We start from the raw sequence: 12,258 nt of genomic DNA, 5'->3' as shown, positions 1-12,258 counted from the left end.
CGGCGCAGAGCGGCGGTCCGCCCCGGGGGCGGATCAGTGGAGCGTCGCGCCGGTCAGCGAGCCGGTGAGGACGAACCCGAGGTTGTCCGCCGTCAGGTGCGCGGCCCGGTGGTTGGCCGGGGCGCGCCACTGCGGGACGAGGCCCTGGGCCAGCGCGTGCTGCACTGCCGCGCCGGCGATGTAGGTGCCGAGCCCGTGCCGGCGCAGCTCCGGGACCGTCAGGACCCTCACGTCGGCGACGAGCCCCTCCCACACCGTGTAGCCCGCCCCGGCCAGCGGCACCTGCTCCTGCTCGGACACCAGCGTGAACGTGTGCTCGTGCCGGGAGAGCCGCACCGCCGCGACGTCGTCGTTCGGGCAGGCCGCCTCCAGCTCGCGCGCCGGCCCCACCTCCGCCGTGACCAGGGTCGACTCCGACTCGCCCAGGTCGAACGGCTCGTCCAGGTAGTAGAGCCCAGTCTCTCCGGTGCCGCGGGTGTCCGGGGCGCCGCCGTGGGCGCGGACCAGGCGCAGCAGGGTCGATTCCTGGGCCAGCTCGTCGTCGCCCAGGCCCTTGGCCGCGTCGACGAGCCAGCCCGGGCCGGCCAGGGCGGAGCCGCGCAGCAGCCGCAGGAACCGCACCTCTCCGGCGTCGTCGTCCCTGGCCGAGACCCGCGGCGCCGTGTACCCGAGCGCCGCCGGGTGCAGGGCGGAGTCGGACAGCCCGAGCCTGCGGGCCCACGCCAGCGCGACGATGGCGCGCGTGCCCGCTTCGAGTTCCATGGTGCCCACCCTACTGCCGGGCCCCGGCGGGCCGAGGGGTGTCGGGCGCTGGCGCGCCCCAAACCCGGGACGTCGGGCCCCTGGGGCCCGGGCGCCCGGCATCGCTAGCCGAAGAGGATCGCGGCCTCGTCATAGCGGTGCTGCGGCACGCGCTTGAGGTCCTGCAGGGCCGCCCGGAACGGGACCAGGCGGATGTCCGTGCCGCGCAGCGACACCATCTGGCCCCACGCCTTGTCCGTCGCGGCCTCGACGGCCGCCATGCCGAGGCGGGTGGCCAGGACGCGGTCGAACGCCGTCGGCACGCCGCCGCGCTGGATGTGGCCCAGCGTGGCGCACCGCGTCTCGATGCCCGTGCCCTCCTCGATCCAGACGGCCAGTTGCTCGCCGATCCCACCCAGGCGGGGGCGGCCGAACGCGTCGAGGCCGCGCTCGGCGTGGGCCTCCCGCTCGCCGTCGGGAACCCAGCCCTCCGCGACGACGACCAGCGGGGCGCGGCCGCGGTCCCGGGCCTGCGTGACCCACTCGCGGACCTGCTCCATGGTCGTGGTCTGCTCGGGGATGAGGATCGCGTGGGCGCCTGCGGCCATCCCGCAGTGCAGGGCGATCCAGCCGACGTTGCGGCCCATGACCTCCGCGACCATGCAGCGGTGGTGGGACTCTCCGGTGGTGCGCAGGCGGTCGATCGCCTCCGTCGCGATCTGGACGGCCGTGTCGAACCCGAACGTGTAGTCCGTGCCGTCGAGGTCGTTGTCGATGGTCTTGGGGACGCCGACGATCGGCAGACCCGCATCGGTGAGGCGCTCGGCGCCGGCCAGGGTCCCCTCGCCTCCGATCGCGATGACCGCGTCCACGCCGAGCCGGTCCAGGGTCGCGGCGATGTTCTCCGGGCCGCCGTGGGGGCCGTCGAAGGGGTTGGTGCGCGACGTCCCGAGGATCGTGCCGCCCTGTTTCGAGATGCCGCGGACGGTGTGCCGCGGGAGGTCGATGGTGTCGGCCTCGACGAGGCCCCTCCAACCGTCCCGGAAGCCGACGAACTCGTGGTCGTGGCTCTTGATCCCGTTGAGGACCGCCCCGCGGATGACGGCGTTCAGGCCGGGGCAGTCCCCGCCGCTGGTCAGGATACCGATGCGCATGCGCTCAGCTTTCTCTCGTGGCGGCACCGCGTCGCGGCGCCCGGGCAGATGCTGCACGACGCTGGGCTGGCCCCGGTGCGAAAAAGGCGCCCCCGGGGCCCCCACCCTCTCCCCCCCCGCCGCCGGACCGGACGCAGGTCAGCGGCGGGCGCCGCCCACGATCCGCTCGAGCGGGATCGACTCGTCGTGCCACGGCAGCAGCAGCCACAGCACCAGGTAGAGGCCGATGCCGACGACGGGGAGCAGGAAGCTCAGCAGCACGCCGATGCGCACCAGGGTCACATCCCAGCCGAGCCGGGCGGCGATGCCGCCACAGATGCCGGCGACGACCCGCTGGGGGCCTCGGCGCAGGGGCTGGGAACGGAGGGCACGGTACACGGATTCCATATCCGCATCCTTTCAGGGGTCGGGGGACGGGGAAAGGGGCGCGGCCGGGCGGCCGCGCCCCGTGGGGTGTCAGGGACGACGGCGCTGGCGGCCGCCGACGAGACCGCCGACGATCAGCACCAGCCCGGCGCCGACCAGCAGGCCGACGGCGACGACGCCAGGCTGCAGCGTGATGTCCAGCGTCAGCGTGGCCAGCAGGAGCAGCCCGACGGCGACGACGACCAGGCCGAAGACCAGGGTCCCCAGCGGGAACCGCTCGCCCTCGTCCGGGGAGGGGTGGCCGGGGGCCGGGTCGACCGCGGCGGCGGGGGACGGGTCCCCGGGCCAGGGGGCCCCGGCGTCCGTGTCCGCGGCGGGCGGGAGGTAGCCGTCGCGCGGTTCGCTCAGCGGGCGGGTCGCGTCGCCGTCGCCGGGTGCGCCGAGCGGGCGGGTCTGCGCCGCGTCGGCGCCGGCTGTCGCGCCCTCGGGGCGCTCATCGGGGTGCTGGGTCTCGGGGCTCATCGCTGGTTCTCCTCGGTGGTCACGGTGACGCTGCTGAAGGCGCCGTCGATCCTCACGGCCAGGGCCGGGCCGGCGGCGTCGGTGTTAAGGCGGACGGTTCCCGCATCACCGCGGGGCCCGGACAGGTCCGGCGCGCCGTCGACCTCGACCTCTTGGAAGGCGCCGTCCGCGGTCACGGTGACCGGGCGGTCCGCCGGGACCACGACCTCGACGTCCGCGAACACCGCCTCCACGCTGTAGCTGCGCCCCGCCCCCGCGGTCCCGGTGAGGTCGACCGTTCCGTCGGTGAAGACGTACGTGTACTCGTTGCCGTCGCGGATGGCCACCGGCCCGCGGTTCCCGCCCGGCCCGAAGTCCGGCGGAAGGTGCCGCATGGCCGCGGTGCCCATCCCGATGGCCAGGGCCGGCACGAGCGCGGCGATGGACAGCCCCGTCAGGGCGCCGCCCGAGCGGCGGGCGATGGCGGCGCCCACCAGGCCAAAGCCCATCACGGTGAGTCCGGACGCGAGGGCGGTCGCTCCCGTGGCGAACCCCAGGTCGATCCAGCCGAGCAGGTTGGCGAGCAGGACCAGCCCGGCCACGATGACGGCGACGCCGACGATCACCGCCACGGTCGGTCCCGGCAGCGACGGCGGCCGGGGAACCACGGGCCGCGGAAGGGCCGGCGCGGGAGCCGGTGCCGGGGCGTAGGCGGCCGGCGCGTGGAAGGACTGGGCCTGCGGGGAGGGTCCGGCTGCGCCGTCGTCGTCCCCGGGGGCCGGAAGCGGGCCGTACGGCGCGGCACCGGGGTGCGGACCGCCCGGCTGGCGGCGCCGGCTCAGCGCCACGATCAGCCACACGATGCCGCCGACCACCACGACCGTCCAGAAGGAGCCCTCCCACCAGCCGTACCAGCCCCGGTCCTCCCAGTCGCCGAACGGGCCGGGCCGGCCGACCAGTCCCAGCAGGAAGAACACGAGGGCGCCGGTCATGCCGGCGGACCAGCGGCCGCGGCCGGCCTGCTGGAGGTGGATGCGGCCGTCGGGCTCGGGCAGCAGGGCCCAGGCGAGGGCGTAGAGGAGCAGCCCCAGGCCCGTGAAGAGGGACAGGACCACGACCAGGCCGCGGGCGAGGATCGGGTCGATCCCGAAGCGCTCGCCGAGCCCGGCAGCGACGCCGCCGATCCAGCGGTTGGGGCTGCGCCGCACGCCGGTGCCGCGGGCCCAACGGAAGACGGGGCTCTCGAGAGGTGTTTCGTTCATGGCATCCATCGTTTCGCCCCCAGGGCGCGCCGGCCATCGGGGTCGCCCCTGAACGGCCCCTGATCCCCGGGCCCGGGGTCCCCGGATTCCGGGCCCGGGACCCCTGAGCGGCCCCGGGTCCGGGCCCGTCCGGCCCCGCGGCGTGCTTGGATTAAGCCATGTCCACGGTCCCCGTCCGCCCGCCCCTGCTGCGGGCCAGCCCCCGCGTCCTCGGCGGCGTGTGCTCGGGCGTGGCCCGGCACCTGGGCCTGGACACGCGGGTGCTGCGCGTCGCGATCGTGCTGCTGTCCCTCTTCGGCGGGGCGGGCCTGGTCCTCTACGCGTGGCTGTGGATCCTGGTCCCGAACGAGGAGGACGCCGCCCGCGACGCCGAGCGGGAACGCGCCGGGGGGCCTGGCCTGAGGCTCCCCGGGGGGCCAGGCGTCGCCGGGCCCGGGGGACCGGACGCCGCCTCCGGGCCCAGCGGGCCGGCGCCCGTCGGAGCCGCGGGCTTCGGGCAGGCCCGGAGGGGCCCGCGCGAGGTGCTCACCGGGCTCGGGCTGCTGGTCGTCGCGGGACTGCTGGTCGCCCAGCTCTCCGGCGTGGCGATCGACTGGGGGCTCGTCTGGCCGACACTCGCGGTCGTCGCCGGCGCCGTCATCGCCTGGCTGCAGCTGGACTCGGCGCGCCGGGCCGGACTCCGGCGCTCGGCAGGGGCCGACCGGGTGGGCGGTCTGGCCCGCATCGCCGGCGGGCTGGGGCTCGTCGTCGCGGGCCTGGTGCTGCTCGTCTCCGGCGCCGTGGACTGGGAGGCCCTCTGGTCCGGAGCGCTCGTGGCGCTGGCCGTGCTCACCGGCGTCGTGCTCGTCCTGGCCCCGTGGGGCGTGCGCTTCTGGAGGGACTTCGTCTCCGAGCGCGCCTCCCGCGTGCGCGCCGCGGAGCGGGCGGACATCGCGGCCCACCTGCACGACTCGGTCCTGCAGACCCTGGCCCTCATCCAGAAGCGCTCGGGCGACGGGCCCCAGGTGCTCCGGCTCGCCCGGGCCCAGGAGCGGGAGCTGCGCCAGTGGCTCTACCGCGACGTCCCGGAGGCGGAGGGCGAGATCACCGAGGCCCTGCGGGGCGAGGCCGCCGCCGTCGAGGAGCGGCACGACGCCGTCGTCGACATCGTCACCGTCGGCCAGCTCGCCGGGCTCGGGGGCCACGACGCGCTCGTCCAGGCCGCCCGCGAGGCCATGGTCAACGCGGCCAAGCACGCCGGGGGGACCGTGAGCGTCTACGTCGAGGCGCGCCCCGACGGGGTCGACGTCTTCGTCCGCGACCGGGGGAGCGGCTTCGACCCGGACGCGGTCGCCGAGGACCGGCTCGGCGTGCGCGAATCCATCGTCGGGCGGATGCGCCGCAACGGCGGGACCGCGGCCATCAGCAGCGGCGGCTCCGGAACTGAGGTCCGCCTCTCCATGCCCCACACCCCGTGACCCAGGAGGAAACCATGAGCGAGCAGCACCAGGCCGCTGGCCGGCCCCCGATCCGCGTGGTCATCGTCGACGACCACGCGATCTTCAGGTCCGGCCTCAAGGCCGACCTCGACGCGCGCATCGCCGTCGTCGGGGAGGCCGCCACCGTCGAGGACGCCGTCCGCACGGTCACCGCGACCCGGCCGGACGTGGTGCTCCTCGACGTGCACCTGCCCGGCGGCCGCGGCGGGGGAGGGGCCGAGGTCCTGGCCGGGTGCGCGGGACTGCTGGGCGCGGTGCGGTTCCTCGCCCTGAGCGTCTCCGACTCCGCAGAGGACGTGGTCTCCGTGATCCGGGCCGGGGCGCGCGGGTACGTCACGAAGTCGATCTCCGGCTCCGAGATCTCCGACGCCGTGGAGCGGGTCGCCGGCGGGGACGCCGTGTTCTCGCCGCGGCTGGCCGGGTTCGTGCTGGACGCGTTCGGAACGCAGGCGGCCGTGAGCGCCGACGACGAGCTGGACCTGCTCTCGGCGCGGGAGCTGGAGGTCATGCGCCTGATCGCGCGCGGCTACAGCTACAAGGAGGTGGCCAAGGAGCTGTTCATCTCCGTGAAGACCGTGGAGACGCACGTGTCCTCGGTCCTGCGCAAGCTGCAGCTCTCCAACCGGCACGAACTCACGCGCTGGGCGGTGGACCGCCGGCTCCTGTAGGCCCGGGGCGCTTCCGCCCGCCCGTGGGGACGACTGGGACACATCCCGGCGGGCGCCTCCCGGACGTGGGGATGTCTGGGACACATCCGGGCGAGCGTCTCCCGCCGGTGGGGACGCCTGGGACACATCCCGGCCGGGGCTCGCGGGGGCTACGGCGTGTCGCCACGGACACGCCGTGTGGGGACTCCAGGACGACGCTTTCGGACGGGCAATGTGTCCCAGCCGTCCCGCCGTCGTCGGCTGCCCGCTCCCCATCCGCCCTCCACAGGAGGCCCGGGGTCCGATTTTCCGGTGCGCTCATCCACAGCGGCCCTGGGACGGCCCCCGCCGCCGCCTCTCCCGGGCGAGGATCCCTCTATGGATCGCCCCAGGTCGCCGGATGTCCTTGAACAGCTGGCGCGGCGCGGGGGAGCGGCGAGCATGGCGGAGCTGCGGAGGGCCGGTGTCGGCTGGCGCTCGCTGCGGAAGGAGTCCCTGCCCCCTGCGGTCGCCCGTACCCCCTCGGGCCCCCTGTACCTCCGAGGCGCCGACTGGTGCGATGTACTGGCTGCCGAACACCACGGTGCCATCGCCTGCGTGACCGCGGCGGAGCGGCAAGGGGCGGCCGTCTGGCGGAGGGCGACCGACGTCCACCTCGGAGTCGGGACGGGCCGGCCCCCGCGCGCATGGGCGGCGGCTCCCCTCGTGGTGGCGCACAGGATGCGCGGGGCCCAGTCGGGAACCGTCCCCCTGCCGCAGGCCCTCCGCCAGGTGGCCGCCTGTCTGCCACCCCTCGATGCGACGGTCGTTCTGGAGTCGGCCGTGTCGCGGGGGCTGCTCACCATCGATGAACTCCGGGACGCGTGCACGGGCCGCGGATCGAGTGCGGCGGCGGCGCTCGTGCCGCGCATCAACCCGAAGTCCCAGTCTCCCGCGGAGACCCTGGCGCGTCTGGTGCTCGAGGAGGCCGGGTTCGGCGTGGCGGTCCAGGTGCCGGTCCCCGGCATGGGGCATGCGGACCTCGAGGTGGACGGCGCGCTTCTGGTGGAGATCGACGGACGGGCCTACCACTCCGGCAGGGTCGACTTCGAGGAGGACCGCCGGCGATCCAACGCCGCGAGCCGGCTGCGTCGCCACATGCTCCGGATTCCCGCCGCCTGGGTCCTACAGACCCCGGAAACCGTCGTGACCGAGGTCCGGATGTGGTTCACGCTGGGCGGGCAAGGGGCCTGACGCCGAAGCCGTTGTGTCCGGACAGGCGCACCTGCGGACCCGGCCCGTGAGGGGCGACTGCAACATCACTGGGCGCTGCTCCTCCGGCCTGTGGGGACGACTGGGACACATCCGGACCGGCACCCTCGTCGAGCCACGGCGTGTCGCCGCGGACACGCCGGAGGGGGACTCCATTGCGGCGCCTCCGGACGGGCCATGTGTCCCAGGCGTCCCCACACAGTGGACGCGGGTGGCCCGGACGCGGGGGCCCGGACGCGGGTGGCCCGGACGCAGCGGGGCCCGGGACGCCGCAGCGCCCCGGGCCCCGTGCCGGAAACTACTTCGCGCGCCCGAGCAGGTCGGCGATGCGCCCCACGCCCTCGGCCAGGTCGTCGTCGCCCAGCGCGTAGGACAGGCGCACGAAGCCGGAGGGCCCGAACGCCTCGCCCGGCACGATCGCGACCTCGGCCTTCTCCAGGACCAGAGCGGCGAGCTCGGCGGAGGTCTCCGGCCGGGCGCCGTCGATCTCCCGGCCCAGCACGCCGCGCACGTCGGCGTAGGCGTAGAACGCGCCCTGGGGCACCGGGCAGTCGATCCCGTCGATGGCGTTGAGCGCCTCGACCATGGCCTTGCGGCGCCGGTCGAAGGAGCGCTTCATCTCCTCGACGGCGTCCAGCGGGCCCGACACGGCGGCCAGCGCGGCCATCTGCGAGACGTTGGAGACGTTGGACGTGGCGTGCGACTGCAGGTTCGTCGCGGCCTTGATGACGTCGGCCGGCCCGGCCATCCAGCCCACGCGCCAGCCGGTCATCGCGTAGGTCTTGGCGACGCCGTTGAGGATGACCACGCGGTCGCCCAGCTCCGGGGCGGCGGAGGCGATGGAGGTGAAGGGCACGCCGTCGTAGGTCAGGTGCTCGTAGATCTCGTCGGTGACGACCCACAGGCCCTTCTCCGCGGCCCACTTGCCGATCTCGGCGGTCTGCTCGGCCGAGTACACGGCGCCCGTCGGGTTCGAGGGGGACACGAACAGGAGCACCTTGGTGCGCTCCGTCAGGGCGGCCTCGAGCTGGTCCACGGTGGCGAGGTAGCCCTGCTCCGGTCCGGCGAACACCTCGACCGGGACGCCTCCGGCGAGGCGGATCGCCTCCGGGTACGTGGTCCAGTACGGGGTGGGGACGATGACCTCGTCGCCCGGGTCCAGGAGCGTGGCGAAGGTGTTGTAGACGGCCTGCTTGCCGCCGTTGGTCACGAGGACCTGGCCCGGCTCGATCGAGTACCCGGAATCGCGCATCGTCTTCTCGGCGATGGCCGTCTTCAGCTCCGGCAGCCCGCCGGCCGGCGAGTAGCGGTGGAAGCGCGGCTCCCGCGCCGCGGCGATCGCCGCCTCCACGACGTAGTCGGGGGTCGGGAAGTCCGGTTCCCCGGCGCCGAAGCCGATGACGGGGCGGCCGGCGGCCTTCAGGGCCTTGGCCTTCGCGTCGACGGCGAGGGTGGCGGACTCGGCGATGGAGCCGATGCGGCGGGAGATGCGTGCCATGGGTTGCGCTTCCTGGGGGGTTGGGAGTCGTGGCCGGTCCCAGCTTATCCACCGGCGTCCGCCGGTTCGACCCGCGCGGGGACGACGGCGGCGCCCGCGTCCGGCGGGAGGGGACGACGGCGGGGCTTCGCCCGGTGAACCGGACGACGGCGGGGCTTCGCCCGGGGACGGCACGACGGCGGGGCTCCCGCCCGGAACCGGCTCCGGCCACTGCGGCGTCCGGGCCGCTCGCCGGCCGGTTCGACATTCCGGTGCCGGATTGCGTAGACTTGTTCCTCGGTGTTGGAAAACGCCTCGATGGACCGTGCTTCGGATGCGGGCCAGCGGAGCGGAAGCCGACCCGAAGGGTAGTGGCGCAATTGGTAGCGCAGCGGTCTCCAAAACCGCAGGTTGCAGGTTCGAGTCCTGTCTGCCCTGCGCAGTGGCAATCCCCGTCTCGGACGGGGTGCTCGGCGAAATCCACGCGGTGCGTCGCGGCCGAAGGTTGCGGTGCACCGCAGCTGTTTCCGACACGAAACGAGGCACAGTGACCGATTCGGCCGCCAGCCGCTCCGCCGGAGCGTCGGGGTCCAAGCCGGACAAGAAGCGTGGACCCTTCGCCGCGATGATGCTCTTCTTCCGCCAGGTCATCGCGGAGCTGAAGAAGGTTGTCGCGCCGACCCGCAGTGAACTGGTCAACTACTGGCTCACGGTGCTCGGGTTCGTGCTCGTCGTGATGCTGCTCGTGTCGGGGCTCGACTTCCTCTTTGGAAACGCCTCGATCTTCGTCTTCACGAACCCGACCGAGCAGTAGGCGGGGACTTCCCGCCGCCAGCCAGAGTCTAAGAAAGCAGGAACCGTAGTGTCCGACCAGGAACTCGAACCGCAGGACAACGGCGCCGAGGATCAGGCGACCGTGGCCGACGCCTCGCAGGCGCCGGCCGATTCCGGCATCTCCGGCGACATTGAGTTCACCGACGCGGCCGACACCGCGCGGGGCGCGTCCGATTCCGCCGCCGACCGGGACGTCGAGCCCGGCGCGTTCGACCCGGCCGAGGAGGAGAACGTGTCCGCCGCGACGGTGGGCGCCGAGTCCGACGCCGACGATGCCACCATGCCCGCCGACGTGGCCGAGGACATCGACGCCGAGGCCGAGCCCGAGGAGACCCTCAACGCCGCGGCCGAGGAGGCCGTCGGGGAGCAGCCCGCCGAGGAGGCCGCCACCGGCGAGCAGCCCGCCGAGGAGGCCCCGGCCGGGGACGCCGCCGCGACCGCCGAGGAGGCGAAGGCCGAGTTCCGCTCCAAGCTCCGCCGCCAGCCGGGCGATTGGTACGTCATCCACTCCTACGCCGGCTACGAGAACCGCGTGAAGGTGAACCTCGAGACCCGCATCCAGACGCTGGGCATGGAGGACTTCATCTATGAGATCCAGGTCCCCATGGAAGACGTCGTGGAGATCAAGAACACGACGCGCAAGATCGTGCGCCGCGTCCGGATCCCCGGCTACGTCCTGGTCCGCATGGAGCTCACCGACGAGTCGTGGGGCGCCGTCCGCCACACCCCGGGCGTCACCGGCTTCGTGGGCAACGCGCACGACCCGGTGCCGCTGACCCTCGACGAGGTCTACTCCATGCTCGAGCACACGATCGTGCCGGAGCAGCCCGCCGAGTCCACGCGCCCGGCCCGCCAGCCGATCAGCGCGGTCAACGTGGACTTCGAGGTCGGCGAGTCGGTCACCGTCAACGACGGCCCGTTCGAGACCCTTCCGGCGACGATCTCCGAGATCAAGCTGGAGTCGCAGCAGCTGGTGGTCCTCGTCTCGATCTTCGAGCGCGAGACCCCCGTGACCCTGTCCTTCGGCCAGGTCACGAAGATCCAGTAGCACACAGTCTTCGCCCCCCGGCGGCCGCTTACCGGCGGGGGACGACCCGGCCACCGCGCCACGGTGGCCAACCCTCCGCGGCACGCTCCTGTGCCGCGGGGCAACGTTTGAGTAGAAGGACCCGTTCATGGCCCCGAAGAAAAAGGTCACCGGCCTCATCAAGCTGCAGATCCAGGCAGGCGCCGCTAACCCGGCCCCGCCGATCGGTCCCGCGCTTGGTCAGCACGGTGTCAACATCATGGAGTTCTGCAAGGCGTACAACGCCGCCACGGAGGCCCAGCGCGGCAACGTGATTCCGGTGGAGATCACGGTCTACGAGGACCGTTCCTTCACCTTCATCACGAAGACCCCGCCCGCCGCGGAGCTCATCAAGAAGGCCGCCGGCGTCGCCAAGGGCTCGGCGACCCCGCACACCGCGAAGGTCGCGAAGCTGACCGACGCGCAGGTCGAGGAGATCGCCAACACCAAGATGGCCGATCTCAACGCCCGCGACGTCGAGGCCGCGAAGAAGATCATCGCCGGCACCGCCCGCTCCATGGGCATCACCGTCGAGGCCTAACCAGGCCCCGGCGCCCCTCCGCGGAGGGGAACCAATCACGAAATCACGACGGCGGGGGACCCCGCCGCGTAGTGGCAGGGCCGGGCGCGGCCCAGATGACCACGACTGCATAAGGAGAACAACGCAGATGGCAAAGCGCAGCAAAGCATACGAGGCAGCCGCCGCCAAGATCGACGGCGACAAGCTGTACGCCCCGGCCGAGGCCGTGGCCCTGGCCAAGGAGACCGCCAAGGACGGCTCGACCGTCGAGGTCGCCTTCCGCCTGGGCGTCGACCCCCGCAAGGCCGACCAGATGGTCCGCGGCACCGTGAACCTGCCGCACGGCACCGGCAAGACCGCCCGCGTGCTGGTCTTCGCGAACGGCGCCAACGCCGAGGCCGCCGTCGCCGCCGGCGCGGACTTCGTCGGCTCCGACGACCTGATCGAGAAGATCCAGGGCGGCTGGACCGACTTCGACGCCGCCGTCGCCACCCCGGACCTGATGGGCAAGGTCGGCCGCCTCGGCAAGATCCTGGGCCCCCGCAACCTGATGCCGAACCCGAAGACGGGCACGGTGACCATGGACGTCACCAAGGCCGTCAACGACATCAAGGGCGGCAAGATCGACTTCCGCGTCGACAAGCACTCCAACCTGCACTTCATCATCGGCAAGACCTCGTTCGACGCCGTGAAGCTGGCGGAGAACTACGCCGCCGCGCTGGAGGAGGTGCTTCGCCTGAAGCCGTCCGCCGCCAAGGGCCGCTACATCCAGAAGGCCACCGTGGCCACGTCGTTCGGCCCGGGCATCCCGGTCGACCCGAACGTCACGAAGGTCGTCATCGGCGCCTAGCCTTTCCGGCGCCCACGCAACAGCCCGTCCCGCACCGCGGGGCGGGCTGTTCCGCGTCCGGGGCCTGTCAAATGACTGTGGAAGGCCCTGTTCGCCGGCCGGGCGCGGGCG

13 protein-coding genes and 1 tRNA gene are annotated in these 12,258 nt (G+C 73.5%); 8 read left to right on the top strand and 6 right to left on the bottom strand.

The genetic code is table 11. From position 1 onward, the window contains the following. Window positions 1-33: 33 nt before the first annotated feature. From AC1Q5D_RS06750 to AC1Q5D_RS06730, 5 genes are all read right to left on the bottom strand, one after another. Entirely contained in the window at window positions 34-762 is a 729-nt protein-coding gene (locus AC1Q5D_RS06750; protein WP_481737811.1) for a GNAT family N-acetyltransferase, read from the bottom strand. A 104-nt stretch (window positions 763-866) separates the two neighbouring features. Further along, a complete protein-coding gene (locus tag AC1Q5D_RS06745; RefSeq protein WP_481737810.1) occupies window positions 867-1,895 on the bottom strand; it encodes a 6-phosphofructokinase in 1,029 nt (342 codons plus the stop codon). A 138-nt stretch (window positions 1,896-2,033) separates the two neighbouring features. Then, a complete protein-coding gene (locus tag AC1Q5D_RS06740; protein ID WP_481737809.1) occupies window positions 2,034-2,282 on the bottom strand; it encodes a PspC domain-containing protein in 249 nt (82 codons plus the stop codon). Window positions 2,283-2,351: 69 nt separating this feature from the next. Then, window positions 2,352-2,783, bottom strand: coding sequence for a hypothetical protein (locus tag AC1Q5D_RS06735; RefSeq protein WP_481737808.1), 432 nt, complete (start codon window positions 2,781-2,783; stop codon window positions 2,352-2,354). Continuing rightward, on the bottom strand, window positions 2,780-4,024 hold the full coding sequence (locus AC1Q5D_RS06730) for a PspC domain-containing protein (RefSeq protein WP_481737807.1): 1,245 nt from the start codon (window positions 4,022-4,024) through the stop codon (window positions 2,780-2,782). The genes AC1Q5D_RS06735 and AC1Q5D_RS06730 overlap by 4 nt, the downstream gene beginning before the upstream one ends. Window positions 4,025-4,182: 158 nt before the next feature. Here AC1Q5D_RS06730 and AC1Q5D_RS06725 point away from each other — a divergent pair, with 158 nt between their 5' ends. The 3 genes from AC1Q5D_RS06725 (at window position 4,183) to AC1Q5D_RS06715 (ending at window position 7,382) form a co-directional block, all read left to right on the top strand. Next, window positions 4,183-5,481 carry an ATP-binding protein gene (locus tag AC1Q5D_RS06725; protein WP_481737806.1) on the top strand — a complete coding sequence of 433 codons (1,299 nt, stop codon included), beginning with the start codon at window positions 4,183-4,185 and terminating at the stop codon, window positions 5,479-5,481. A 14-nt stretch (window positions 5,482-5,495) separates the two neighbouring features. Next, on the top strand, window positions 5,496-6,170 hold the full coding sequence (locus tag AC1Q5D_RS06720; protein ID WP_481737805.1) for a LuxR C-terminal-related transcriptional regulator: 675 nt from the start codon (window positions 5,496-5,498) through the stop codon (window positions 6,168-6,170). A 699-nt stretch (window positions 6,171-6,869) separates the two neighbouring features. After that, the gene (locus AC1Q5D_RS06715; protein ID WP_481737804.1) at window positions 6,870-7,382 is read left to right on the top strand and encodes a hypothetical protein; all 513 of its coding nucleotides are present in this window, start codon (window positions 6,870-6,872) and stop codon (window positions 7,380-7,382) included. Window positions 7,383-7,698: 316 nt separating this feature from the next. Here the strand turns inward: AC1Q5D_RS06715 and AC1Q5D_RS06710 are convergent, their stop codons facing one another. After that, window positions 7,699-8,898, bottom strand: a complete 1,200-nt coding sequence (locus AC1Q5D_RS06710; RefSeq protein WP_481737803.1) for a pyridoxal phosphate-dependent aminotransferase — start codon at window positions 8,896-8,898, stop codon at window positions 7,699-7,701. 344 nt (window positions 8,899-9,242) lie between these two features. Here AC1Q5D_RS06710 and AC1Q5D_RS06705 point away from each other — a divergent pair. The 5 genes from AC1Q5D_RS06705 to rplA all read left to right on the top strand — a co-directional run bounded on the left by AC1Q5D_RS06705 (window position 9,243) and on the right by rplA (window position 12,147). Beyond that, window positions 9,243-9,315 (top strand) — tRNA-Trp (locus AC1Q5D_RS06705). A gap of 109 nt (window positions 9,316-9,424) precedes the next feature. Further along, window positions 9,425-9,691, top strand: coding sequence for a preprotein translocase subunit SecE (gene secE / locus AC1Q5D_RS06700; protein WP_481737802.1), 267 nt, complete (start codon window positions 9,425-9,427; stop codon window positions 9,689-9,691). Between the two features lie 48 nt (window positions 9,692-9,739). Further along, window positions 9,740-10,759: a transcription termination/antitermination protein NusG gene (gene nusG, locus AC1Q5D_RS06695; RefSeq protein WP_481737801.1), complete on the top strand. Its 1,020-nt coding sequence runs from the start codon at window positions 9,740-9,742 to the stop codon at window positions 10,757-10,759. 127 nt (window positions 10,760-10,886) lie between these two features. Beyond that, on the top strand, window positions 10,887-11,318 hold the full coding sequence (rplK, locus tag AC1Q5D_RS06690; RefSeq protein ID WP_481737800.1) for a 50S ribosomal protein L11: 432 nt from the start codon (window positions 10,887-10,889) through the stop codon (window positions 11,316-11,318). A gap of 127 nt (window positions 11,319-11,445) precedes the next feature. After that, on the top strand, window positions 11,446-12,147 hold the full coding sequence (rplA, locus tag AC1Q5D_RS06685; protein ID WP_481737799.1) for a 50S ribosomal protein L1: 702 nt from the start codon (window positions 11,446-11,448) through the stop codon (window positions 12,145-12,147). The last annotated feature ends 111 nt before the right edge of the window (window positions 12,148-12,258 follow it).

This window comes from Arthrobacter paludis, assembly GCF_056782315.1.
This window is presented reverse-complemented; position numbering and strand designations above follow the sequence as displayed.